At 35.5% G+C, this 25,261-nt stretch carries 20 protein-coding genes; 10 read left to right on the forward strand and 10 right to left on the reverse strand.

Annotated features, from left to right (window positions below):
* Positions 1 to 17: 17 nt before the first annotated feature.
* On the forward strand, positions 18 to 299 hold the full coding sequence (locus tag ACWNCI_RS04235) for a FoF1 ATP synthase subunit delta/epsilon (protein ID WP_066436270.1): 282 nt from the start codon (positions 18 to 20) through the stop codon (positions 297 to 299).
* An 80-nt stretch (positions 300 to 379) separates the two neighbouring features.
* Positions 380 to 1,201 carry a hypothetical protein gene (locus ACWNCI_RS04240; RefSeq protein ID WP_042720081.1) on the forward strand — a complete coding sequence of 274 codons (822 nt, stop codon included), beginning with the start codon at positions 380 to 382 and terminating at the stop codon, positions 1,199 to 1,201.
* A 163-nt stretch (positions 1,202 to 1,364) separates the two neighbouring features.
* Here ACWNCI_RS04240 and ACWNCI_RS04245 read toward each other — a convergent pair whose 3' ends face one another.
* The 3 genes from ACWNCI_RS04245 to ACWNCI_RS04255 all read right to left on the reverse strand — a co-directional run bounded on the left by ACWNCI_RS04245 (position 1,365) and on the right by ACWNCI_RS04255 (position 6,033).
* Positions 1,365 to 3,560 (reverse strand): B12-binding domain-containing radical SAM protein, encoded by a 2,196-nt coding sequence (locus tag ACWNCI_RS04245; protein WP_449387305.1) that lies wholly within the window; start codon positions 3,558 to 3,560, stop codon positions 1,365 to 1,367.
* Positions 3,561 to 3,647: 87 nt separating this feature from the next.
* Positions 3,648 to 4,919 carry an aminotransferase class I/II-fold pyridoxal phosphate-dependent enzyme gene (locus tag ACWNCI_RS04250; protein ID WP_346986664.1) on the reverse strand — a complete coding sequence of 424 codons (1,272 nt, stop codon included), beginning with the start codon at positions 4,917 to 4,919 and terminating at the stop codon, positions 3,648 to 3,650.
* A gap of 76 nt (positions 4,920 to 4,995) precedes the next feature.
* A complete protein-coding gene (locus ACWNCI_RS04255; RefSeq protein ID WP_042720078.1) occupies positions 4,996 to 6,033 on the reverse strand; it encodes a PLP-dependent cysteine synthase family protein in 1,038 nt (345 codons plus the stop codon).
* Positions 6,034 to 6,256: 223 nt separating this feature from the next.
* Here ACWNCI_RS04255 and ACWNCI_RS04260 point away from each other — a divergent pair, with 223 nt between their 5' ends.
* The 8 genes from ACWNCI_RS04260 to ACWNCI_RS04295 all read left to right on the forward strand — a co-directional run bounded on the left by ACWNCI_RS04260 (position 6,257) and on the right by ACWNCI_RS04295 (position 16,399).
* Positions 6,257 to 9,742 (forward strand): glycosyltransferase family 117 protein, encoded by a 3,486-nt coding sequence (locus tag ACWNCI_RS04260; protein WP_449387306.1) that lies wholly within the window; start codon positions 6,257 to 6,259, stop codon positions 9,740 to 9,742.
* A gap of 91 nt (positions 9,743 to 9,833) precedes the next feature.
* On the forward strand, positions 9,834 to 11,321 hold the full coding sequence (locus ACWNCI_RS04265) for a hypothetical protein (protein ID WP_449387307.1): 1,488 nt from the start codon (positions 9,834 to 9,836) through the stop codon (positions 11,319 to 11,321).
* 72 nt (positions 11,322 to 11,393) lie between these two features.
* Positions 11,394 to 11,927, forward strand: a complete 534-nt coding sequence (locus ACWNCI_RS04270) for a DUF1697 domain-containing protein (protein ID WP_449387308.1) — start codon at positions 11,394 to 11,396, stop codon at positions 11,925 to 11,927.
* Positions 11,927 to 12,553: a CatA-like O-acetyltransferase gene (locus ACWNCI_RS04275; RefSeq protein ID WP_449387309.1), complete on the forward strand. Its 627-nt coding sequence runs from the start codon at positions 11,927 to 11,929 to the stop codon at positions 12,551 to 12,553. Before ACWNCI_RS04270 ends, ACWNCI_RS04275 begins: the two co-directional genes overlap by 1 nt.
* Before the next feature lie 713 nt (positions 12,554 to 13,266).
* A complete protein-coding gene (locus ACWNCI_RS04280) occupies positions 13,267 to 13,608 on the forward strand; it encodes a helix-turn-helix transcriptional regulator (protein ID WP_050009551.1) in 342 nt (113 codons plus the stop codon).
* A 258-nt stretch (positions 13,609 to 13,866) separates the two neighbouring features.
* The gene (locus ACWNCI_RS04285; RefSeq protein ID WP_449387310.1) at positions 13,867 to 15,048 is read left to right on the forward strand and encodes an MFS transporter; all 1,182 of its coding nucleotides are present in this window, start codon (positions 13,867 to 13,869) and stop codon (positions 15,046 to 15,048) included.
* A 26-nt stretch (positions 15,049 to 15,074) separates the two neighbouring features.
* Positions 15,075 to 15,773 (forward strand): DsbA family oxidoreductase, encoded by a 699-nt coding sequence (locus ACWNCI_RS04290; protein WP_449387311.1) that lies wholly within the window; start codon positions 15,075 to 15,077, stop codon positions 15,771 to 15,773.
* Between the two features lie 44 nt (positions 15,774 to 15,817).
* A complete protein-coding gene (locus tag ACWNCI_RS04295; protein WP_346985452.1) occupies positions 15,818 to 16,399 on the forward strand; it encodes a 5'-methylthioadenosine/S-adenosylhomocysteine nucleosidase family protein in 582 nt (193 codons plus the stop codon).
* Between the two features lie 15 nt (positions 16,400 to 16,414).
* Here ACWNCI_RS04295 and pdeM read toward each other — a convergent pair whose 3' ends face one another.
* The 7 genes from pdeM to ACWNCI_RS04330 form a co-directional block, all read right to left on the reverse strand.
* Entirely contained in the window at positions 16,415 to 17,059 is a 645-nt protein-coding gene (gene pdeM / locus ACWNCI_RS04300; protein WP_449387312.1) for a ligase-associated DNA damage response endonuclease PdeM, read from the reverse strand.
* Positions 17,060 to 17,078: 19 nt separating this feature from the next.
* A complete protein-coding gene (locus tag ACWNCI_RS04305; protein ID WP_449387313.1) occupies positions 17,079 to 18,467 on the reverse strand; it encodes an MATE family efflux transporter in 1,389 nt (462 codons plus the stop codon).
* Positions 18,468 to 18,559: 92 nt separating this feature from the next.
* Positions 18,560 to 19,744 (reverse strand): sigma-54-dependent transcriptional regulator, encoded by a 1,185-nt coding sequence (locus ACWNCI_RS04310; protein ID WP_346985448.1) that lies wholly within the window; start codon positions 19,742 to 19,744, stop codon positions 18,560 to 18,562.
* Between the two features lie 56 nt (positions 19,745 to 19,800).
* Entirely contained in the window at positions 19,801 to 20,460 is a 660-nt protein-coding gene (locus tag ACWNCI_RS04315) for a YggS family pyridoxal phosphate-dependent enzyme (RefSeq protein ID WP_449387314.1), read from the reverse strand.
* 192 nt (positions 20,461 to 20,652) lie between these two features.
* Complete coding sequence (locus tag ACWNCI_RS04320) at positions 20,653 to 21,519, reverse strand: polysaccharide deacetylase family protein (protein WP_449387315.1); 867 nt, start codon at positions 21,517 to 21,519, stop codon at positions 20,653 to 20,655.
* 115 nt (positions 21,520 to 21,634) lie between these two features.
* The gene (locus tag ACWNCI_RS04325) at positions 21,635 to 22,363 is read right to left on the reverse strand and encodes a DUF72 domain-containing protein (RefSeq protein WP_449387316.1); all 729 of its coding nucleotides are present in this window, start codon (positions 22,361 to 22,363) and stop codon (positions 21,635 to 21,637) included.
* Positions 22,364 to 22,372: 9 nt separating this feature from the next.
* The gene (locus ACWNCI_RS04330; RefSeq protein ID WP_449387317.1) at positions 22,373 to 25,207 is read right to left on the reverse strand and encodes a heavy metal translocating P-type ATPase; all 2,835 of its coding nucleotides are present in this window, start codon (positions 25,205 to 25,207) and stop codon (positions 22,373 to 22,375) included.
* Positions 25,208 to 25,261 lie beyond the last annotated feature (54 nt).

Below are 25,261 nucleotides of genomic sequence, written 5' to 3' on the forward strand. Positions count from 1 at the left end.
TTTTAATCTAAATTAAAATGAATATAAAAATTTTAACACCAGAATACGTAGTTTTTGAGGGAGAAGTAGACTCAGTATTATTGCCTGGAAAAAATGGTGAATTCCACATCATGAAAAACCACGCAGGAATTGTTTCTTCTTTAATCGGTGGTAAAGTGAAATTGTACACAAAATCTGTTGATGAAGCGTATAATAAATATTTTACCAAAGAAAATGAGAAAGACTCTGTTTTTTCTTATCCTATCAAAAGCGGTGTTGTAGAATTTAATCATAATAAAGGAATCATCCTTTGTGAATAATTAAATGAAAAGCTAAATATATTTTCAAGAAAGTGTAACTTTGGTTACACTTTTTTTATGTTATGTAAAATCTGGTTTTTATGAAGAAGAATTTAATTATAGTGTTTACAATTTTAGGATTTTTGCTTCATGCCCAAACGGTCAAGATCAAAAGAGGAATCGTAACTCTTGAAGGAGTACACGTTGCTAAGATTTCAAATAAATCCAATATATACACTTTCATGGATCTTAAAGAAACCCCGATCTATACCGTAGAATTTGTAGATAAAAGTATAGTAGATTCTGTGAGAGACAGTTATATAAAACTAAACAGAATTTATAATAAAGATAAAACCCTTGAGTTAGATTATATTTCACCATCGGCATTTTCAGGTGAGGAAAAATCAGCGGCTTATACTTGTGTTAAAAGCTTAAAAATTATTGATGAAAGAGGAATCAATATCAAAAATTTAGATGAACTTTTCAAGAATTCTCCTAAAAGAAAACTGGATACCAAAACAAAAGATGCCTATACCATCAGAAGTAAGATTGACAGGTTAAATATCACGGTCAACACGGTAGGTGAAATTCTAAGTAATGGAAAACCAGTCGGTTATTTTACAAATTTACCTGTAAGTTTCGGAGCGGATGATACTATTGCCGATAAAACTTTTGTTGATATAGAAATTTATGATGCCAACAGCAAATATATCGGAAAATATATCACCACCACAAAACAAATAAAAACCGCCGGCGGAAAAACTTTCACTTTATATAGAGAAATGTCCGGTCGAGCATCAATTCTGAAATTTCCAACTTATAAAGCTATTGCGGAAAGAATGGCAATTCTGGATCCTAATTTTATTAAATTTCAGGAAAAAGTAATTGTAGGGGAAGTCACTAAGGACGGAGTTCAGAAATAAACATCAATAGAAACGGGCTTTAGCCCGTTTTAGTTTTAGTAAAGAACATTCAATTGGCTTTAGCCAAAATCTATCAGAGTTCCAAAAATTATCTGAAACTTTCCTATTTAAATTTTCAATAATTTGTCATAAAAATCAAAGTTATTAAAGTTTTATAAAAAATTTACAAACTTAAAATTACACCATTTTCTTTAAGTTGCTGTACCGGTTTTGAAAACCAGAACAATTCAAAATCATCAAAATTTTCTTCAAATTGAGTCTTAAGTTGCTGAAGGGTAACCTTTTTGGGATTTTCAATAGTATTTTCATTGAATATTTTCATCAGCCAATCTGCATGCTGATTATCAAGTTCTATGCTGACAATATTCGTTTTTAAGTGAATCGTAATTTTCGTGTATGAGTAATTGTATTTCTTTTTTGTTTTTACACGATTCTCAGCGATTACGCTTTTGGTTAAAAAAATAATTTTTGAATTGGCTTTAAATATAAAATCATCATCTTCAAGTAAACTGTCATGAATGTAATCCTGATGAATCGTTGTCCTTGGAATTTTAAAATCAAACCACTCTTGTAATGGAAGTTCAAAATTAATTCCGTGCATATAATTAAACAATGATTTTTTCAAACCGAAACTAAATTTTCCATGATCGATTCCGGTTTTGTCTTTAAAATCAATATCGTTATTGGCAAACAAAATTTCCTGTTTTATTGGTGTAACTCCAAATTCTTCAGGATTTAATCCGACAGGTGAGTGGGCAGTCATAGCAAACTGATGCCAGAATGCACTTTGTAAAATTCCCATTTCAAAAAGTTGGCGAACCATCTCCAAAGAATCAACAGTTTCCTGAACAGTCTGCGTTGGATATCCATACATCAGATAAGCATGAATCATGATTCCGGCTTCCGTGAAATTTCTGGTCACCTTCGCAACCTGCTCAACGGAAATTCCTTTATCAATAAGTTTTAGCAAACGATCACTTGCAACTTCAAGTCCTCCCGAAACCGCAACGCAACCGGAAAGTTTTAATAGAAAACAAAGATCTTTAGTAAAACTTTTTTCAAAACGGATATTCGTCCACCAGGTTACTACAAGATTTCTTCGCAAAATTTCCAAAGCAACTTCCCTCATCAAAGCGGGCGGGGCAGCTTCATCTACAAAATGAAATCCTGTCTCTCCGGTTGTCCGGATCAGTTCTTCCATCCGGTCAACTAAAATTTTTGCTGAAATAGGTTCGTAAATTTTTATGTAATCTAAAGAAATATCACAAAAAGTACATTTTCCCCAGTAACATCCATGAGCCATCGTAAGTTTATTCCACCTTCCGTCGCTCCATAAACTGTGCATGGGGTTAGCAATTTCAATAACGGAAATATATTTATCTAATTGTAAATCAGCATAATCGGGAGTACCAATGTCGGCTTGTTTGTAATCGTGTCTTGTAGAATTGTTTTTATAGACTACTTCTAGATTTTCAACTAAAAAAGTTCTTTTATATTGAAGCTCTTCGCTTTGTTCGGAAAGAAAGATATTTTCGCAGAGCAATTCGATCGGAAGTTCGCCATCGTCTAAGGTAATAAAATCAAAAAATTCAAAAACACGTGTGTCTTTAACTTCTCTCAATTCGGTATTCGGAAAACCGCCGCCCATCGCAGTTTTGATATGAGGAAAATTTTCTTTTATTAATTTCGCGCACCGAAATGCAGCATATAAATTTCCCGGAAACGGAACCGAAAAACAAACCAGCTTTGGTTGAATTAATTCTAATTTTTCTTTAAGAATTTTTAAAGTAATACTATCAATAAATGTATGATCTCCGGATAATTTTGAATATAATTCATCAAATGAATTGGCACTTTTACCTAAACGTTCCGCATATCTGCTGAAGCCAAAATCAGAATCAATATTTTCTATGATATAATCGGATAAATCTTCTAAATATAAGGTAGCCAGATGTTTAGCTTTATCTTGTAAGCCCATGTTTCCAAAAGCAAATTCCATATCATCCAGCTGATTAAATCTTGAGGCTTCCGGAAGAAAATTCATTGAACAGATCTGCCTTGCCAGTGTAGGCATTTTGCCTTGCAAAAAAGAAATAACCTGATCAATGGTTTTACTATATTCTTCTCTTAGTATAAAAATTCGCTGCGAGTTTTCTGAAACATTCTGAATATCAATTTCTTTATCAAAAATTTTATGAAGTCCGTCTTTTGAAAATAATTCCAAAATTACTTCAATTCCCAAATCAACCTGATAGCTTGAAATATTTTTTGTATTCAAAAAACCTTTAATGTAAGCCGTTGCCGGATATGGAGTATTAAGTTGTGTAAAAGGCGGAGTGATAAGGAGAAGGTCTTTCAACAGTAAAATTTTTGCAAAGTTAAGGTTTTCAAAATATATAATTTCAAAAAAAACCACTGATCACTCAGTGGTTTCTATTTATAATTTTTAAATTTCTTTAAAACTTAAACCTTGTTCGGCCAGCAGTTTTTGCTCCTGATCTTTATAATAGCCACCTACCAGTTTATCATGAATAGCTTCAAAAGCAGCAAGCGTTTCATTGATTTCAGAGTCTGTGTGAGATGCTGTAGGAATTAATCTCAGTAAAATCATTCCTTTAGGTATAACAGGATAAACAACTACAGATGTGAAGATTCTATAGTTTTCTCTCAAGTCTTTCACTAAGAGTGTTGCTTCTACGGGAGTTCCCTGCATCATAACCGGAGTTACACAAGTATTGGTATCACCGATATTAAATCCTCTTTCTTTTAAACCGTTTTGAAGTTTGTTTGTATTTTCCCAAAGTTTAGCTTTAATCTCAGGTCTTGTTCTCAGAAGCTCCAGTCTTTTTAAACCTCCGATTACCATTGGCATAGTCAGAGATTTTGCAAAAATCTGAGATCTTAAGTTAAATTTCAGGTATCTGATGATTTCTTTGTCACCGGCTATGAAAGCCCCAAATCCTGCCATTGACTTTGCAAAAGTCGAGAAGTAAACATCAATTTGGTCCTGGCAGCCCTGCTCTTCACCAGCTCCGGCTCCGGTTGCTCCCAAAGTTCCGAAACCGTGTGCATCATCTACCAAAAGTCTGAATTGATATTTTGATTTTAATTCACATATTTCTTTAAGTTTACCTTGCTGCCCTCTCATCCCGAAAACGCCTTCTGTAATAACAAGAATACCGCCACCAGTTTCTTCCGCTACCTTAGTTGCTCTTTCAAGATTTTTTTCAAGGCTTGCAATATCATTATGTCTGTAAGTAAATCTTTTTCCGGCGTGAAGTCTTACACCATCAACAATACATGCATGAGAATCAACATCATAAACGATCACGTCATTTCTTCCAACCAAAGCATCAATCGTGGAAACCATTCCCTGATATCCAAAATTCAATAAATATGCAGATTCTTTTTGTACAAAATCAGCCAGCTCTCTTTCCAGTTGCAGATGTTGTTCAGTTTCTCCGGACATTGCTCTTGCACCCATCGGATAAAACATTCCGAATTCTGCAGCAGCTTTTGCATCAGCCTCCAGAACTTCGGGGTGATTACACATTCCCAGATAATCATTAGCGCTCCAGAAAATAACTTCTCTTCCCTGAAACTGCATTCTTGGGCCAATCGGTCCTTCTAATCTAGGGAAAATAAAATACCCTTCACCATAATCTGCAAATTGTCCAAGAGGTCCTGGATTTTCTTTTATTCTGTCAAAAATATCCAACATTTTATTAATATTTTTAATTAAAAAAGCCTTTTATGGTTACAAAAGGCTTGGTTTGTATAAATTTATTTTATCCTTATTTGATGAATTCAGTTTTAAAAACTTCATCATAATTGTGTACACAGTTGTTAATAAATCCCTGCTCGGCCATCCATTTATCACTGTAGACTTTTGTGATATATCTTGAACCGTGGTCAGGATAAATAAGTACAACTAAATCATTTTCAGTAAATTCATGAGATTGTGCATATTGAATCAAAGCCTGGGTAACCGCTCCGGTTGTATATCCTCCCATAATGGCTTCCTTTAATGCAATTTCGCGGGTTCTGTAGGCCGACATTTCATCATTAACTCTTACAAATTCATCCACTTTATCAAAAAGAAGAGCGGAAGGGATAAGATTTTTCCCCATACCTTCGATTTGATATGGATGAACATCTTCCTTATGAATTTCTCCTGTTTCGTGATAGCTTTTAAGAATAGATCCGTCTGCATCTACCCCTATGATTTTAATATCAGGATTTTTTTCTTTTAAGAATTTTGCAGAGCCTGATAATGTTCCACCGGTTCCGGTACATGCAAAAAGGTGGGTAATTTTACCTTGTGTCTGTTCCCATATTTCCGGACCTGTCGTCTGATAATGCGCATCTATATTCAATTCATTGAAATACTGATTGATATAGATAGAATTAGGAGTTTCCAGGGCAATTCTTTTAGCCACTTCGTAATATGATCTTGGATCGTTCGCGGGTACATTCGCAGGGCAGATATAAACAGTAGCGCCAAGGGCTTTCAGATAGGCAATTTTCTCAGGCTTTGTTTTGTCACTTACCGCAAGAATACATTTGTATCCCTTAATAATGCAAACCATTGCGATTGAAAATCCTGTATTCCCGGAAGTAGTTTCTACAACTACTGAATCTTCTCTTAATAAACCTTTTTTCTCAGCGTTTTCTATAATATGAAGTGCGATTCTGTCTTTAGTGGAATGTCCAGGATTATATGATTCTAACTTGGCATAAACGGTTGCAGGAATATCTTTCGTCACAGTGTTAAGCTTCACCATAGGAGTATTTCCTATTAGGCCAAGTATATTATCGTAAACATTACTCATTATTTGTTATTTTTCAATAAAAATCTGTCGGCAAAAATACAAAAAAATAAATTTATTTCTAAACTTTTGTTTTGATTTCTAACGTCTAAAATAGATAAAAATTATTTTTCCCTCACTATCCAACGATGAAAGTTTTCAAAAAGTGAGCCAAAACCTTTAAATTTTGTTAAAAACCCTCTAAAATCATATAAAAGCCTTATTTTCGCGTAATTGATTTAATACTATGAAAAATTGGGCTTTCAGGCAATGGAACACCGTTCTAGGATGGGTGATTTTCGCCATTGCATTTATTACGTACTTGTCCACCATAGAACCGAATTTCAGTTTTTGGGATTGTGGCGAGTATATTTCCTCTGCGGTAAAACTTGAAGTAACGCACGCTCCGGGAGCTGCTTTATTCCAGATTGTGGGTGCTGTGGCAGCCATTTTTGCTTTAGGAAAAGGCGAAAATTATTCTATCGTGATCAATGCGATGTCCGCATTGTTCAGTGCGTTTACGATTTTGTTTTTGTTTTGGACGATTACCCACTTCGTAAGAAGACTTTTAAACAAAGATTTTGATGAAATCACAAAACATCAGGAAATCTCTATTCTTTTTGCCGGAATTGTAGGAGCGTTATGCTTCACTTTCTCAGATACATTCTGGTTTTCTGCGGTGGAAGGAGAAGTATATTCCATGGCGTCTATGTTTATCGCACTCTTAGTCTGGCTGATTACCAAATGGGAAAATGAATATCTGGCGGCGGATAATGAAAGATGGATTATCTTAATTTTCTTTATTCTGGGACTTTCTGTGGGGGTTCACATGATGTGTATGCTGGCGATCCCGGCGGTTTGCCTCGTATATTATGCAAGAAAATATACGTTTACCTGGAAAAATTTTATCTGGGCAAATGTGATTACTTTAGTGATTTTGGCTATAGTTTTTAAAGGAATTTTCCCGTTTATCATGACGATGTTCGGGAAGCTGGAAATTTTCTTTGTTAATGGATTAGGCCTTCCTTTTCATTCAGGGACGATTGCTGCATTTATCATAATGATCGCGATCTGTTATTTCCTGATTTCTTACACCAGAAAGATGAAGAGAAATGTTTATCAGACGATTGCATTATCAGTTGTTTTTATGATGATCGGATTCTCCTGCTGGATGGTAATTCCTATCAGAGCCAACGCCAATCCTCCGATGAACCTTAATGACCCTGACAATGCCATCGGAATGCTGGATTATTATAACAGAGAACAGTATGGTGACTGGCCGACAATTTATGGTCAGAATTATACAGCTTATCTTGATGCCAACGGAATTGAGAAAAATGAAGACGGAAGTTTTAAAACCCAGAAAACCGGGGAAATTTACGAAAAAGACGAAAAAACAGGAACGTACAGAAAGACTGGTGACAGATTCAATTATGTATTTAATAAAGCGCATGTAGGCTTCATGCCGAGAATGTTTAATGAAGATAAAGATGTCATGGCCAACTATATTTCCATGTATGGTGCGCCTGATTTTACTTTTAACTATTCAAATGAAGATGTTGCAGACAGTCCTGAAGCTAAACAAATTTTTGATGAGCTGAGAAAAAAATATGAAGACGGAACCATTACCGCCTCAGATTATTTAAAGGTAAGACCTTACAATCTTCTTAACGTTCAGAGACCATCTCTGGGACAGAACTTAGATTACTTTATCACATTCCAGAACGGATATTATTTTGTAAGATACCTGATGTGGAACTTTGTCGGTCGTCAGAATGATCTTGAAGGAAATATGGAAAGCACGAGAGGAAACTGGATCTCAGGTATTCCTTTCATCGATAATGCGCTTTGGGGAAATCAGAGTAAAATGCCTGCAAAATTCAAGAATGAAAGTACGGTGAAATTCTTCTTTTTACCGCTAATTTTAGGGCTTATCGGATTCTTTTTCCAATTGAATAAAGACTTCGGAAGATTCTACGCTATGCTTTCAATTTTTGTATTGATGAGTGTAGGAATTATTTTCTATACAGGGGTAAAACCTTTTGAACCCAGAGAAAGAGACTATGCAATGGTCGGCTCATTCTATGTTTTTGCCATATGGATCGGATTGGGAGCAGGAGCTATTCTTTGGTTTTTACAATCTAAAATCAAATCAAATGCTGCCAATATTGTAGCGGGTGTGGTTTTGCTGGGAGTTCCTTTTATGATGGGATTCCAGAACTATAATGTACACAACAGACACGACCGATATACTTCTTATGACTACGGATATTCTGTATTAAAATCATTACCTAAAAACGATATTTTATTTGTTTACGGAGATAATGATACGTATCCGGTTTGGGCCATTCAGGAGACTGAACAATTCAGAGACGATGTAAAAGTAGTGAACTTTACTTTAGCATCAACTCCATGGAATATCGATCAGATCAAAAGAAGAACGTATAATGCGGCACCGGTTCCGGGAGTATTAACGCATGATGACTACAGAGATGGCGTAAACGACCAGATCTACATGATGAAAAAATCAGACTGGGAAGGGCTTTTCTCTATGTTGAAAGAACAGGGCGCACCTGAGACGGAGTTTGCGGAATTCAGAAAGTATCTTACGCAGGATTCAATGACGATGAAACAGGCAATAAGCTTCCTTAAATATTCATCTCCTGCGAAAAATGAACTCCTTAAAATGTATTTCGGTGAAGAAAAATTTGAGAAATATAACATTCTTCCGGTTAATAAATTCATCCTTCCTGTCAATAAAGAAAATGCGGTAAAAGCAGGAATCATCAATGCGGCAGATCTTCCCAACACGGTAAACCAGATTATGATTACTTATAAAGCCAACACATTATATAAGAATAATCTGATTATGCTTGATATTCTGGCCAACTTTGACTGGAAAAAACCAATTAGCTTCTCTTCAGGAGGAATTTATGACAGTGAAAATATTTTCTATCTTGATGAATATCTCCAGTTTGACGGATTCAGTTACCGACTGATCCCGATCCATACACCTCAGACCCCGGACGGAGAGATGGGTAGAGTAGATCCGAATTCTCTATACAATGTCGTTAAAAACTTCAGATGGGGTAATTTTAAAAATCTGAATACTCATTTTGACGAAACAGCAACTTCAAACATTATGAGCTACAGAGCTTCAGCAAGCAGAGCAGCAGCGGCCTTAGCAACAATGGGACAAAAAGGAAAAGCGCTGGAATTACTGGATCTCGCATCAAAAGAAATTCCTGCAGAAAAATACAATGATCCTCGTTCATTAAGTTCAATGGTTTACGGATATATCGTTTCAGGACAGGAAGCTAAAGGCTTGAAGCTGGCGGAAGTTCTGAAAAAAGGTATTTTCGAAGAGTACGATTATTATATGAGTCTGAGTAAATCTGACCAAAGCTATCTGAGAAGACAGATCAGAACAAAACCAATGGAATATTCCTTAGTTGTTTCGGCTGTTACAGATGGTTATACAACAATCGGAAAGAAAGACAAGGCTTATGATTATCTTGTGAAATCCATTGAACCAATTGATAAGAAATTCAATACATTCATTGAGAATCTAAAAGAAATGGGCAAGGAAAAAGCAATGAATGAATCTGAGCAGGTACAGAAGATTACGCCATTCTACCAGTATTTATTTGATGTGATGGAACCTTTCGATTCCACTTACTCAAAAGAAAAGGAGGCACAGATCACCAATTCGATTATTAAAGCAACGCAATAATAACAAAACTTAAAACGGAACTTCGGTTCCGTTTTTTTATGTTGGGATTCAAAAGTATAAAAGATTATATTTGCGAGATCAAAGAAACACAATGTCAGAAGCAAAAACTCAAAAGATCCCGATGTATGCCGTATTGTTTACGGTTATTTTTAAACTGCTGTTTTTACTCACACACTACATTCAGGAAGATGCATTTATCACCTGGCGGGTAGCTCAGAATCTCTTGGATTACGGAGTGATAGGATTTAATGGTCCTACAAAAATTTCCGCCTCTACAACACATCTTTACGTCTTTATTTCTTATGTTTTTAATGCAATTTTCGGAAAAGAAAATTTCATTGAACCGCTTTTGATTTTCAATTCAATCCTTTTTACCATCGGAAGTCTTTTTCTCTCACATTTATTATTGAAAGATGCCTGGAACAAAGCAATATTTATATTTTTAATTGGAATTTTACCGCCATCCATAAAAATTTCCATCCTGGGAATGGAGTACGGTTTGCTCTTCTTTCTTGAAATGGCGTTATTGTATTATGGCTTTTATAAAAGTAAAAAATGGGCTCAGATCATCTTTCCGGTTTTAATTTTATTTACAAGAATTGATACTGCAATTTTTCTCGGAACCGTTTTTTTAATTGATTTTTTCTGGAATAAAAAAGTGAAATGGTCATATATTTTGGGAGGAATATTAGGAATTTCTGCAGTGCTGGGATTCAACTGGCTATATTTCGGAGAGTTCATTAATAATACGATCGTAGCTAAAAAAGTTGCCTATGACAACGATTTTACGCTTGAGCAGAATCTTGAATATTTTGTCCAGAATTTTGGAAATTTTTGGGGAATGCTTAAGCTTCCGGGAAATTTTAATCCGCTGACTGTTTTTCTGCTGATATTTGAATTGTTATCCTTTATTTATTTAATCAGGCAAAAAAAGTATAGAAACTATTTCCTCTGGATAATCTTTGTTTTCGGATGGATAAAACAATTGATTTTTCTGTCTCAGAGAAGTCTGTTCGACTGGTATTACTGGGTTCCTCAAATACTGCTTTTTGTTCCGGTTTTAATTTTTGTTTTAGAGCAAAGAGTAAAAAGAAATCTATGGCTTTTATTATTGATGACTTTCTATATAATACCGATGCTCGTTTTCCAGACTGTGCATTCTATAGCAACAGGGAATGGAGAATGGAATTACAGAAGAAGTATCGGATTATTTTTAAACACGTACGAAAAAGACAAAAATCAATGGATTTTTCTGGAACCAGCGGGTTATATACCTTATTTTTCAGGCTTAAAAACGATCGACGAAGTTGGCTTGGTAGACAAAGGAGTCCAGAGAGAGATTCTAAAAGACAAACCAAATTTTTGGATCAATACCGTAAAGGACAGAAAACCGAAATATCTGCTTACTTATGATAATTTATACCAAAGAAAAGATGCTGTATATTTCAGAATACATTATAAGCTCATTAAGGAATTCCGTGTCAAAGACCATCTTAAAAGCACTCATCGGATTATTGAAAAAATCTACATTTTGAAGCCTTCCGGATCAGATTATAATTTATACGAAAGGATTGATTAATTTGGTGGAATACAAGTTAAATTTTATATTTAAAATTCTTAACCATAATCTCAATTTTATAAAACAACCAAAATGAAATACTGTGCATTTCTCCGCGGCGTTAATGTCAAAGGAACCAATATGAAAATGGCCGAAGTCTGCGATGTTTTTAAAAAAGCAGGAGTTGAGAATGTTACTTCTGTATTGGCTTCAGGAAATATAATATTTTCATCTGAAAGAAAAGCCGAAGAATTAAAAGTACTACTTGAGAAATCAATGTCTGAGCATTTTTCCTATGATGCTTTTCTATTCATAAAATCTCAGGAGGAAATAGAAAATTTCTGGAACGGAAATCCTTTTCTAAAGGAGGATCACCTTCATTGCTATGCTTTTATAGGAAATAATGGTATAGAAAATATTTTAATGAAAGAATTTGAAAATGGTTCGAAGACTGAATATGAAGATGCGAAAATCGTTAACCATATTTTTTATTGGCAGATTTCTAAGGGAAATACTCTGGATTCTAATTTCGGTAAAATTTTAGGGAAGAAAACCATGAAAGACCAGTTTACAAGTAGAAATATAAATACTTTTGAGAAAATTTTAAAAGTTTTAAATAAAAATTAATGCAGATTATAGATATTGAAAGCTGGAAAAGAAAAGAACATTTCGAGTTTTTCTCCAAGATGGCAAGTCCTTATTTCGGCTTTACCTCTGAAGTTGATTGTACGATGGCATACGAGAAATCAAAAGATAATGGACAATCTTTCTTTGCAACATACCTTCAAAAATCGATGATTGCGGTGAATGCTGTTGAAGAGTTAAAGCTAAGACTTGTTGACGGGCAAATTATCCTTTATGACATGATTAACGCGGGAACCACCATCGGCAGGGCAGACGGAACGTTTGGCTTTGCATATATTCATTTTTCAGAGGATTTTGAGATTTTTAATGCTGAACTGCAGAAAGAGATTGATGAAGTACAAAACTCTGCAGGATTAAGAATGAATAATGGAGAATTGGGTAAGGACCTGATAAGGCATTCAACGATTCCGTGGACTTCTTTTTCTGCAATTCTGCATCCGACGCCACTCGATAAAACCGAGTCTGTCCCGAAAATTACATTTGGAAAGTTTGGCGTAAGAAATGGCAGAAAATTTCTCCCTGTTTCTGTGGAGGCTCATCACGGGCTTGCAGATGGCTTTCATCTGGCAAAATATTTTGAGGAATTCCAGAATCAATTAAATATATAAAATTTAAATTACTGATGCAGCTGTCATTTTAGCTGTTTCAAAATATAAATTTGGTTCGTTATTTTCTGAACAATAGATTATTGAAAATTCAATTTTGTGATTCATTATTCATTTATTTAAAAATTTATCATTATAATTCAGATATTAAATATTAGTCGTTTTTTTATAGTATAAAAGTAAGAGTTAAACTCTTATATTGTTGGAAATTTGATCATATAAGGTGCTACCATAACGGTACCACAAATCGTATCAGTTGATCTTAAATATGAATACTTTATGTAATTCATAATAAATATAACTCATATTTTTTAGGTCTATTGATTATAATCATAAAAAACAAAATTATAAAACAATAGTTTTGTTCTCAGATTAATGAAATATTATATATCCTGATGTAATATAAAGAGAGTATTAAAATTATTCGTGGTATGTATGTGGTATTTTAATTAAGGAAAATTTTAATCATTTTTTCTTTCTTTGCCTTTATTTAAAAGTATAATAGAAGATTTGAAGAAATATTTACCTATTAAAATACAATAATCAAGAATGCGTAATTGCTACTAATGCATGCCGATTTTCAAAATGATAAAATATCATGAATAAATTGGAAAACTTCAAAAAATAAAGAATAAATCTTTACTGAAGTTGAAAGCGAAAAAAATTAATGCAGAAGCTTACGAAAGCATCAGGATTACTAGAGATGAGAAAATATTATGAAAAACGAAAAAACTGAATTCAATTTAGAAGATTTAAACCAAAAGATTTTTGTACAGGATGAAATTCTGGCATTAGCAAAAGAAAATTCCCCACGTCTGTTGAGTAAATTCAGACTAGTGGATCCTCAATTTTTTAAGAAACTTGCTGCTATTCAGCCTGATTTAAAAAATTCTGAACTGATTTTCTGTATTTATTTAAAATTTAATTTAACAACAAAGGAAATCGCAACATACACTTATGTTACTCCTAAAGCTATCCAAAACAGGAAAAACAGGCTTAGAAAAAAATTGAATATTGCGTCAACAGTTGATATTTACAAATGGTTTAATGAACTTTAAACCATTTTTTCTTTTTGTGAAAGTAGAATAACTTTCACAAAATTTTCTAACAATTCTTATGTTTCTTTGCTGTTAATCCTTAGTTTTATCGTTTTCTCTACGTCAGGTAAATTGGTATTATAAATTTTGCACTAATTTCTGATCTTTGAAAGTTTTCTATCAATTGAAATCATCGTAAAACCGATACATTCTTTATTTTCTTTTGTTTCAAATTAAGTATTTTTGTATTTCAAATTTCTTAATTCTTAAACAAAATCTATGCATTTGAATTCTGCCAACGGTATTTCACGTACTGTAATTTGGTTGATGACGGTCATTTCGGGACTTGTTGTAGCAAATATTTATTATAATCAGCCTTTACTTTCACTTATTGCTGAAGATTTGCATGTTCCGGAAGCTGCGGCGAGTAAAATCTCTGTTCTTACCCAGTTAGGATATGCTGCAGGACTTTTGCTTATTGTTCCTCTGGGCGATAAATTTTTCCGCAAAAAACTTATTCTTATTGATCTTTTTCTGGTTTTTGCCTCTTTGCTGTGGATGACTTTCGCAAAAGAATTATGGATGCTGTACGCTGCGAGTTTGCTCATAGGTACAACTTCTGTTATTCCGCAGTTGTTTGTTCCGATGGCAGCAGAACTGTCTCCTGATAAGGAAAAATCGTCAAATATAGGCTTGGTAATGTCTGGTTTGTTGTTGGGAATACTTTTATCCCGATTTATCGGCGGAATCGTTGGAGAAGTGTTTGGCTGGAGAGCCATGTTTGGAATCGCTGCAGGAGTGATGATTCTGGTTTGGCTGGCAGTCTACAAAATGCTTCCCGAGCTTCATCCAAACTTCAAAGGAACTTATGGAGAGTTAATGAAATCGGTTTTTCATTTAGCTAAAACCCAACCTGTTTTAAGATTGGCATCATTTCGTGGTGCAATGGCTTTCGGCTCGATGTGCGCTCTTTTTACAACATTGGTTTTTCATATGGAGAAACCTCCTTTTAGTGCGGGTCCGTCGGTGGTGGGGAGTTTTGGTTTAGCCGGAGCAGTAGGAGCTTTAGCAGCTGCGAAAGTTGGCAAATTACAAAGGATACTGGATCTCAACAGGATTATTTTTTATGCATTAATAGTGGTTCTGATGAGCTGGGCCTTTACCTATTTTGCAGGTGAAACGTATTGGGGGTTGATCGCAGGAGTAATTTTGGTGGATCTGGGCGTACAGTCTAGTCACATCATGAATCAGACGAATTACTTTCTGATAAAATCTAATGCAGTAAACAGACTGAATACGGTTTATATGGTTTCCTATTTTATCGGTGGATCTATGGGAACCTGGCTGGCTTCAATCGCGTGGCAACATTTCCAATGGGGCGGCGTTTGTTTTGTAGGTGTTTCGATGGGAATACTTGCCCTGACTGCTCATCTGATTTTTAGCAGAAAAATTAAAAATTAATATAATTCAATCGAAAAATAAATACTATGAAAATAGAAATCTGGTCGGATGTGATGTGTCCGTTTTGCTATATCGGGAAGAATAACTTTGAAAGAGCACTTGAAAAATTACCTTTCAAAGATGAAGTGGAAGTAGAATGGAAAAGTTTTCAGCTTGATCCTACTTTAAATGCTGATGAGACAAAAACTACTTTTGAATATTTTAAAGAAAAAAAAGGATTTCCCGAAGCACAGGCTAAACAAATGATAGGGCAGGTATCCCAGATGGGAAAAGATGCCGGTATTGAATTTAACTTTGAAAAAGCGTTGATTACCAATACTTTTTCCTCTCATAAATTATTACATTTAGCTAAAAAATATAAATTGGCCGACAAGATGGAAGAAGCACTTTTTATTGCTCATTTTGTTGACGGAAGAAATGTGGGAGATAGAGATACATTGATTTCTATCGCCCAATCTTTAGGACTCGATAAAGATGAAGTTCAGCAGGTTTTAGTGTCGGAAGAATTTGATAATGATGTACAAAATGACATTTCCGAAGCAGGAAGTCATGGAATTTCAGGAGTTCCTTTCTTTATTTTAAATGGAAAATATTCTGTGTCAGGAGCGCAGCCTGTCGATTTTTTTGTCAGTGCCCTTCAACAGACGTATGATGAAACGGTATTTCCGTTAAAGAATCTTTCAGGTGATGGAAATTCGTGTGATGCAGATGGTTGTAGTATTTAATTTAAATTCAGCTTCTGTAAATTTTAAAAATACCCAGTTTTATTATGATTAAAGTAAATGAAGACCACCAGTTTCCCTTAGACGAAACTCTTTTTGTATTTGCATTGGATTCTGAAGCGGGAAAAGTTTTTAACGATAAAAATAAACTTATTACCGGTATCGGAAAAGTAAATGCCGCGATGGAGCTTACCAAAGAAATTCACCGCAGAAAGCCTAAATTGATTATTAATCTAGGTTCTGCCGGAAGCAAAAGTTTTCATAAAGGAGAAGTCGTGTGCTGTACAAAATTTATCCAGAGAGATATGGATGTAACAGGTCTTGGCTTTAGTTTATACGAAACGCCATTATCAGGAATCCCTCCGTTGTTGGAATACGGACTGAAAAAACATGATCTTCCTGAAGGAATCTGCGGCAGCGGAGACAGCTTTGAAATGAATCATTCTGAAAAAGATTATAATATTGTTGATATGGAAGCCTATCCGCTGGCTCTGATTGCTATGAAAGAGAAAATACCTTTTCTTTGTCTGAAATATATCTCTGACGATGCGGGAAGCGATGCTGCAGATGACTGGACGGTGCAGGTACATAGGGCTTCGGAAGCGTTTAACAGAATTTTATTTGTATAACAGCGGTTGCTGAAATCATATTTCATAAATTTCAGCATCAGTAAAAACATAGAATCTTCCTTTTTGGGGAAGATTTTTTGTATCCAGACCTGTAAATTCACTGAAGGCAGGCAAAAGAAGCTGGTTTTCTGTCACCACAAAACAAGGCAGTTTTATTTTTTTAACAGGAGAGTTAATGACAAATCCGGGATGGATGTGACCGGTAATCTGAAATTTCCTGTGTTTTTTTTCAAAGTCGTGAATCAGCATGAAATCATCAATTTCCAATGATTCAGATTTAAAATTTAAACATAATTTCGATTCCAGCTTTTTTGATATTCTATCGTGATTGCCTTCTATAAGATGAAACTGAAGATCATTATACTGATTTCTCCATTCGCAGAATTCATCTACATCGGAATTGTCACCTGCATGAAGCAAATCTCCGACAACAATGAATTTCTCCGGTTTGAAATATTCGATCAGTATTGAAAGCCTTTCCAAATCATTTTTCATGATCTGATTCGCAAGAGCAATGCCATTTTTCCTGAAATGTGCAGTTTTTCCGATATGTAAATCCGACAGAATAAGGGCTTTTTGTTCTTCCCAGAATAAAGCCCTTTGATTGGTAAGCGTAAATGTTTCCTGCTGTACGTTTATACTTTTTGTCTGTACATTCATTCTTTTACAGAATATTTATTTAAATTTTATCTTTAATAATATCTGATTCAGCAATCTTTCTTATTCTCTTAGCAGACATATTCAGGAATCTTTTAACCAAAAAAACTGCGGAAATCGTCAATCCGAGACCAAGTGCAATCCACATTCCGAAAGCGCCCATTTTCAGGGTTACACAAAGAAAATATCCTAACGGAATAGTAATGATCCAGTAAGCGATAAATGTGTAGATAGAAGGAATTTTTACATCCTGCATACCTCTCAGTGTACCCAAAGCGGTCACCTGAATTCCATCCGAAAGCTGAAACAGCGCCGCAATAATCATTAGCTTTGCAGCTAGCGTAATCACTTCAACTTCTTCTTTTTTCGTGAAAAATGTAGGCAGGATATTTCTTCCTAAAATAAACATCACTCCACAGATCGCCATGAAAATAAAAGCGATCTTCAGGTTATTAATTCCTACCTTTCTTAACTCAATAAAATTCTGCTCACCAAGCTTTCTTCCGATCATGACGGTAGAAGCAACACTGAACCCGATGCATAAATTGAATGTAAATGAAGCCATGCTCAATGCAATCTGGTGAGAAGCGATATCATGAGCTGAAATCAATCCGCAGATAAAAGCAGCGCCGGCAAAAGCGGTAACTTCAAAAAACATTTGTAGTGCTGTCGGTAGGCCTAAACGTATCATTTTTTCAAACATTTTCTTCGAAAAGGCTTCAACTTTTAGCGAAAAATCTTTGATATAGCGTCGTGTTTTATCTTGCTTTAAAAGAACAAAATAAAGGAACACCACCATGAAAATTCTTGCAATAAGACTGGCTAAAGCAGAACCCTTTACACCCATTGGCGGAAGCCCGAAAAGTCCTTTGATAAAGACATAATTAAGAACGATATTGATCACATTGGCAATAATTGTCGCTTTCGTTACGCCGATGGTATACGATAAACCTTCAGAAACTTCCCTCAAAGTCTGAAACGCCATAAACGGAACAATACTGATCGCCATAATCGTAAGGAAATCAACCGTATCGGGAATTATTTTATCCGGTTGTCCGGAATGGTAGAGTAGTGGCATTCCTAAAAGAAGGACAGCCATCAGTATAATTCCCACGGTCATATTAATAACAAATCCATGGCTGAATACTGAATTAATTGTTGGGTGATCATGCTTTGAATGTGCCTCCGAAACCAATGGCGGAATGGCAAAAGAAAAGCCTAATGCCAGCACAAACATTGAGAAAAATACGGCATTTCCTAAAGATACGGATGCCAGTGCGTCGGCTCCCAGTAATTTTCCCACGATAATATTGTCGAAAAGATTCACCGAGACCTGACCTACCTGCGTCAGCATGACCGGAAGAGCCAGGGTAAGGCATTCTTTCGTATAGTTTTTATGTAAAAATTTCATGATATTTTATGGTTCATACAGTTTTATTCAAAAAAAATTGCAGTAACAAATGATACTGCAATTTTCATAATTTATTTAAAATAATACTTACATTATTTCCTTACAAAACTTGCAACGTCTTCGGCAGAAACTGTATTTCCTCCGAGGATGATTAGTCTTTCCACAACGTTTCTCAGCTCTCTGATGTTTCCTGTCCAGGAAAGTGACTTTAAAGCTTCGATAGCTTTATCATCGAATTTTTTAATGGCTGTGCCGTGTTCATCTGAGATCACTCCTGCGAAATGTTCAACCAGTGATTTGATGTCTTCTTTTCTTTCATCCAATGGCGGAACATAGATTTCAATCACAGAAAGTCTGTGGTAAAGGTCTTCACGGAATCTTCCTGCTTCAATTTCCTTCTGCATATTTTTATTGGTAGCGGCAAGAACTCTTACGTCTACCTTTATTTCTTTATCACTTCCTACGGGAGAAACTTTACTTTCCTGTAAAGCCCTTAAAACTTTAGCCTGTGCAATCAGGCTCATGTCACCGATTTCATCAAGGAAAATGGTACCACCGTTAGCCTGTTCAAATTTTCCCTGTTTATCCTTGATTGCTCCTGTAAAAGAACCTTTTACGTGTCCGAATAGTTCAGATTCAATTAATTCAGAAGGAATTGCGGCACAGTTTACCTCTACCATCGGGCCTCTCGCTCTGTCGCTCTGGTTGTGAATAGCGTGAGCAACAAGTTCTTTTCCGGCTCCGTTTGGACCTGTAATTAAAACCCTTGCATCAGATACCGCTACTTTCTCGATCATATCCTGAATCTTTTTCAAACCTGCAGATTCACCGATCATCTGGTACTTTTTGCTTACCTTTTTCTTTAGCGTTTTGTTTTCTGTCTGAAGGTTTTTGTTCTCCTTCTTCAGTGTTTCTTTAGCTAAAGCATTTTTTACGCTGGTAATCAATCTGTTGATATCGATAGGCTTTGAAATAAAATCGTACGCACCATCTCTAAGGCAGGAAACGGCAGAATCGATGTCTGCATGCCCTGAAATCATAATGAAAGTGGATTCCGGCTTTAAGGATAAACTCTGTTTCAAAAGCTCAGTTCCTGAAAGTTTAGGCATTTTAATATCAGAAATCACCAGTGCGAAATCTTCTTTTTCTATCTGTTTGTAACCTTCAAGGCCGTCTTCAGCGATAACGAATTCATAGTCAGTAAGTTCATCGGAAAGAATACTTTGGAGTACTCCTGAAATTGTTTTTTCGTCTTCTACAATAAGGATTTTTTGCATAGTTGCAAATTTAGATTTTTTTGATTGAATTATTAGCAAAAACCATACCTAATCATCTATTTTGAGTAATCTCTTCTGCCGAAAATTGCCGATCCTACACGCACAGAACTGGCGCCGCATTCAATGGCAATAGGGAAGTCATCACTCATTCCCATGGATAAAGTTTCGAGAGTTTTTAGTTGATTTAATTCGTCAAAAAGTCTTTTAAGGTTTAAAAATTCCTTTTTTATCTGATTTTCATCGTCTGTAAAAGTTGCCATTCCCATTAATCCCGTGATGAGAACGTTTGGAAATTCTCCGCTGAGGTATTCTTGAAAGATATGTATTGCTTCTTCAGTTTCCAACCCGAATTTGGATTCTTCTTCTGCAATTTTTACCTGAAGCAAAACTTTTATTTTACGGCTATGCTTTGCTGCTTCTTTATCAATTTCCCGGATCAGTTTTTCAGAATCAACACTTTGGATGGTGTCAATAAATTCAGCAATATACTTTACTTTGTTTGTTTGCAGATGGCCGATCAGATGCCATTGGATATCTTTCGGAAGCAGAGGATACTTTTCTGTCAGTTCCTGTACCTTATTTTCACCAAAAACTCTCTGTCCGAGATCGTAAACTTCCTGAATGACGGAAGTAGGATGCGTTTTAGAAACGGCAACCAACTGTACATGTTCTGGAAGCTGATTTTTGATATGGCTGTAATTTTCCTGAATACTCATAACTGCAAATTTCCGAATTTTAAAGAGGAAAAGCTAACGAATATTAAAGTTTTTAGATTGAGAATTTTATTGAGGTAAAAACACAATGTTTGTCATTCTGACGAAAGAGGAATCTAAGCTATATTAGAGATTCTTCACTCTACTTTGTTTCGATCAGAATGACAAACATAATATTATATGCATCTGATGAGATTAATTTAAAACTTCATTAATATGAGGATATTCCGAGATTTTTCTAAAAACGAAACGATTGCTTTTTTGGAGCTTCTCAATAAAAAGATCCAGCTCATCAATGGAATCTGCATCCGTTAAATATTGATCATGCGTAAGAAATACAAGATGTCTGGACGTTTTTTCAAGGTCATTGAAGAAGATGCTGTCTACTTTTTTGAGCATGGCTTCGTGGTTTCCTTTTAGGGTCATTTTATGAGTTGGTTTCCATTCAAGATCCCATCCGATTAATTTGTAGCCTGCTTTTTTCAGACTATTGGCTGCTTCAGAAGAACTTTTAAGATCGGTTACCGTAATATCATTAAGCCTCCAGATATTTCTTCCCGGCGTTCTGGCAATTTTATCAAAGAGTTTCAGGCTGTCCTTTGCAGTGTCAAAATCACGAACTACCGCTACCGGATCCTTATAAAAATCGGTGTATTTATTGTGTGCGTGCGTAAAACTGTGGTTGGCAAGTTCTATCAGTTTATCCTCTCTGAGAAGCTTAAGATCTTCCTGCTGTTTCTTACTTCCGTAAGCGTGTTTTCCGACAAGGAAGGCAGTTGCACAGATATTTCTTTTGTGCAATATCTTAAGGAGATTTTCTGTTCCACGGTTGGGGCCGTCATCGAAAGTGAGATAAATAACTCTCTTGTCGGAAGGAACGTTTTCATCACCAATGTTAGGGACAATTTTTGCGACGGGATGATCTTTCTGAATCATTTTTTCTGATTCTTTCCTGCTTTTTTCCTGATTACAGCTGTTACATAAAATCGAAGTTGCACTCATCAATGCAAACATCCCTAGAAAAGTCTTTTTTACAGACTTTTCCGCAAAGTTTTTTGTCATAAAATTAAATGGAATTTATTGTTAAAAAATGTTAAATTTCACAAATAATTTTTAACAATAAATATGCCTGATTTTGTTAAATTTTGTTTTTTAATTTTATTTTAATAAAAACAATTTATTCAAGAATATCTTTAAGATAAAGCGAATTTTTAATAGCTGAAGTTCCCCACGTATTGTTGAAAAATACAAATGCTTTATGATGAGATTTTTTGAGGTTGTCGGCTAAGATTTTTAGAAATTCTTCGCTGTATTCGGATTTGTAGAGAACAGGCTTTCCGTGAAGTCTGTAGTACAAAATGTCAGGATGGTTGATGATAACATCTTTCGGCAGATTTCCTGGAAAACTTACTCCTGAAAAAACAATATTATTTTTTTTCAGAGTATTAAAGATTTCATCGTTCCACCATGATTCGTGACGGAATTCAATAACGTTTAAATACCCGGAATCGATATTAGTAAAAAGCATATCTAAATTTTCCGGAGTATTTTTAAATGACGGCGGAAACTGATACAGGAAACCGGAGAGTTTTTCTTTTAAATGAACCTGAATATGTTCACAGAAAGCGGCAATTTCTTCTTTGGAATCTTTCATCCTTTTTTCATGGGAAATTGTCTTCGGTATTTTTATAAAAAACCTGAAATCGTCAGGGGTTTCATCAAACCATTTCGTCAGCGTTTTCGCGGTGGGTTTTCTGTAAAAAGTTGAGTTGATCTCAACACAGTTGAATTCCTTAGAATATAAAATAAGAAAGTCTTTGCTTTTGGCATCTTCAGGATATAATGTGCCTTTCCAGTCATTATTGTAAAAACCTGAACATCCAATATAGAGATTTCCCTTTTCCATAATTTTATATTATTTGATATCTAAATCCACAGAATTCAGCCGCAATGAATTTAAGATGACAGACAGCGAACTTACACTCATCGCTGCCGCAGCAATCATGGGTGACAGCAGAATTCCAAAAAATGGGTACAATAATCCTGCCGCAACCGGAATACCTAAAACATTATAAATAAAGGCAAAAAATAGATTTTCTTTGATATTTTTAAGTAATTTTTCACTCAGCAGTCTGGATTTTGCCACTCCCGAAATATCGCCTTTAAGCAAAGTAATTTCAGCGCTTTCAATCGCAACATCGGTTCCTGTTCCCATAGCGATTCCGATATTGGCTTGTGCAAGGGCAGGAGAGTCGTTGATGCCGTCGCCGGTCATGGCTACTATTTTTCCCTGTTGCTGTAGCTTTTTCACTTCATTTAATTTATCTTCAGGCTGGCAACCAGCTTTGAAATGTTTTATTCCAAGCTCATCGGCGACAGCTTTTGCGGTATGTTCATTGTCTCCGGTCATCATGATGACTTCAATTCCTTCATTGGCTAACTGATGAATCGCTTTTTTTGCATTTTCTTTAATTTTATCAGTAAAACTAATAAATCCCAGTACTTTATCATCTTCTGCAACATAAGAAATAGTGTGTGCTTTCGCCTGTACTTCGGCGGCTTTTTGTTTCAGGTTTTCAGGAATTGAAATAGTATGAGTGGTTAAAAGACTTTCGTTTCCTACGTAGACTGTTTTTCCGTTGATATTTCCCTTTACCCCTTTACCGGAAATATTTTCGAAATTTTCTGCTTTTTCGGGTTTAATATTTTCTTCTTTCGCTTTTTTTATCACGGCATTCGAAAGCGGATGCTCTGAATTTTGATTTAAAGAATAGGCGAGTTTCAAAATTAAATTTTTATTGCCATCAATCGCTTCAATATATTCGGCAGATGGCTTTCCTTCGGTTAAAGTGCCTGTTTTATCGGTAATTAAAACATTTACTTTATTCATTTGTTCAAGTGCTTCAGCATTTTTGATTAAAATTCCGTTTTTGGCGCCTTTACCGATTCCTACCATTAAAGACATCGGCGTGGCAAGACCTAATGCGCAAGGACACGCGACGATTAGTACCGCAACGGCGTTAACGAAAGCGAACAGGCTTTTCTTTCCTTCAGGACCGAAAAGCTGCCAGAGAATGAAAGTAAGAACAGCTGCCAAAACAACTGCAGGCACAAATATTTTGGAAACTTTATCCGTTAATTTCTGAATAGGAGCCTTGCTTCTGCTGGCTTCGTTGACCATCTTTATTATTTGGGCCAATAATGTATCGTCGCCCACTTTTTCTGCCTGCATCACAAAAACCTGGTTTCCGTTGATGGTACCTGATGAAACTTTATCATTCACATTTTTTTCTACAGGCACTGGTTCGCCCGTAATCATACTTTCGTCGACGTAAGAATTTCCTTCTGTTATTTTTCCGTCAACAGGTATTTTTTCACCAGGCTTTACCTTTAAAAAATCACCGATTTTAACCTGAGAAAGCAGTACTTTTTTCTCTTCTCCGTTTATGATAAGATGGGCTTCGTCCGGAGAAAGATTCATCAGCTCTCTGATGGCATTTCCTGTTTTTCTATGTGCTGCAGCTTCCATCAATTGACCTAAAATAACAAGAGTTAAAATAACACAAACAGCTTCAAAATATAACGGACTCTCATGATTATGTCCACGGATTTCATGAGGAATACTATCTGGGAAAACCAACGCCACAATGCTGAAAACAAAAGCCGCAACCACTCCAAGTGCGATAAGACTGAACATATTCAGGTTCCATGTTTTAAATGAAACCCAGCCCCTTTTCATCAGAAACCAACCGGAATAAAAAAGTACAGGAAGGGTTAATATAAATTCAATAATTCCCTGAACTTGGTGGGAAAATGGAAAATTAATCAGCATTCCGCCCATTGAGAGGATAAAAACAGGAACTGTGAATATCAGAGAAATGATCAATTTTCTTTTTAAAATACGGTAGGTTTCATCTTCATCATCGTCTTTTTCGGGGATTCTGACAAGGTCCATTCCGCAGATTGGGCAATCTCCCGGTTCATCCCGAATAATTTCAGGATGCATCGGGCAAGTGTATTTTGCAGTTTTCTTTTCAGGATATTTCACAAGATCCATTCCGCAGACCGGACATCCGACATTGGAATTATATACTTTATCTCCTTCACAAAACATGGGACAATAGTATTTACCGGCCATTTCATCCGTCACTTTCGGAGCTTCGTGATGATGGTTATGATGATAGTGATGTGAATGAGCTTCTCCATTTTTTACCAGATCTTCCGTAATTTCTTCTAAATGCATATTGCAAACCGGACAATCTCCTTTGTCAGGATAAATCTTGTCTCCCTCACAGAACATGGGGCAGTAGTATTTTCCGATATTATCTTTAAAGTTTTCAGGAAGGTTGGCCGAAGAATAGGCAGGTTTAAAATTTGGATCCTTGGCTTGTTTTTCCTCAATCGGAACCAGGTACATATTACAGACCGGACATCTTTTCCCCTGTTGAAAATATACTTTTTCGCCTTCGCATTCCATCGGACAATAATATACCGAAGACGGAGAAATTCGATCCTGTGGCTTTATAAAAGTTTTATCCGGACTCGACGGGTCCTCAAGTTTGTAGTTTCCGATTTCTTCAAGAGCCTTATTTAAAACATGTAATTCAATTTCTTTATCAGAGATGATCGCGGCCGTATTTTCTTCGAGATTGATGTCAGCTTTGATGCCTTTCAGGCTATTGAGTTTTTCAGTAATTTTTTCCTGACAGCCCGAGCAGGTCATTCCGAGAATTTTATATTGATGTTCCATGATTCTTTATTTATACTACAAATTTCCAAAATGCATTCGGAAGGCTGTTATAAA

This window comes from Chryseobacterium lineare (genome assembly GCF_977014045.1).

Excerpts from the sequence above, each read along its gene's own strand:
- ACWNCI_RS04235 (WP_066436270.1), top strand. The coding sequence starts at position 18 with ATGAATATAAAAATTTTAACACCAGAATACGTAGTTTTTGAGGGAGAA.
- ACWNCI_RS04240 (WP_042720081.1), top strand. The coding sequence starts at position 380 with ATGAAGAAGAATTTAATTATAGTGTTTACAATTTTAGGATTTTTGCTT.
- ACWNCI_RS04255 (WP_042720078.1), bottom strand. The coding sequence starts at position 6,033 with ATGAGTAATGTTTACGATAATATACTTGGCCTAATAGGAAATACTCCT.
- ACWNCI_RS04260 (WP_449387306.1), top strand. The coding sequence starts at position 6,257 with ATGAAAAATTGGGCTTTCAGGCAATGGAACACCGTTCTAGGATGGGTG.
- ACWNCI_RS04265 (WP_449387307.1), top strand. The coding sequence starts at position 9,834 with ATGTCAGAAGCAAAAACTCAAAAGATCCCGATGTATGCCGTATTGTTT.
- ACWNCI_RS04270 (WP_449387308.1), top strand. The coding sequence starts at position 11,394 with ATGAAATACTGTGCATTTCTCCGCGGCGTTAATGTCAAAGGAACCAAT.
- ACWNCI_RS04275 (WP_449387309.1), top strand. The coding sequence starts at position 11,927 with ATGCAGATTATAGATATTGAAAGCTGGAAAAGAAAAGAACATTTCGAG.
- ACWNCI_RS04280 (WP_050009551.1), top strand. The coding sequence starts at position 13,267 with ATGAAAAACGAAAAAACTGAATTCAATTTAGAAGATTTAAACCAAAAG.
- ACWNCI_RS04285 (WP_449387310.1), top strand. The coding sequence starts at position 13,867 with ATGCATTTGAATTCTGCCAACGGTATTTCACGTACTGTAATTTGGTTG.
- ACWNCI_RS04290 (WP_449387311.1), top strand. The coding sequence starts at position 15,075 with ATGAAAATAGAAATCTGGTCGGATGTGATGTGTCCGTTTTGCTATATC.
- ACWNCI_RS04295 (WP_346985452.1), top strand. The coding sequence starts at position 15,818 with ATGATTAAAGTAAATGAAGACCACCAGTTTCCCTTAGACGAAACTCTT.
- pdeM (WP_449387312.1), bottom strand. The coding sequence starts at position 17,059 with ATGAATGTACAGACAAAAAGTATAAACGTACAGCAGGAAACATTTACG.
- ACWNCI_RS04305 (WP_449387313.1), bottom strand. The coding sequence starts at position 18,467 with ATGAAATTTTTACATAAAAACTATACGAAAGAATGCCTTACCCTGGCT.
- ACWNCI_RS04310 (WP_346985448.1), bottom strand. The coding sequence starts at position 19,744 with ATGCAAAAAATCCTTATTGTAGAAGACGAAAAAACAATTTCAGGAGTA.
- ACWNCI_RS04315 (WP_449387314.1), bottom strand. The coding sequence starts at position 20,460 with ATGAGTATTCAGGAAAATTACAGCCATATCAAAAATCAGCTTCCAGAA.
- ACWNCI_RS04320 (WP_449387315.1), bottom strand. The coding sequence starts at position 21,519 with ATGACAAAAAACTTTGCGGAAAAGTCTGTAAAAAAGACTTTTCTAGGG.
- ACWNCI_RS04325 (WP_449387316.1), bottom strand. The coding sequence starts at position 22,363 with ATGGAAAAGGGAAATCTCTATATTGGATGTTCAGGTTTTTACAATAAT.
- ACWNCI_RS04330 (WP_449387317.1), bottom strand. The coding sequence starts at position 25,207 with ATGGAACATCAATATAAAATTCTCGGAATGACCTGCTCGGGCTGTCAG.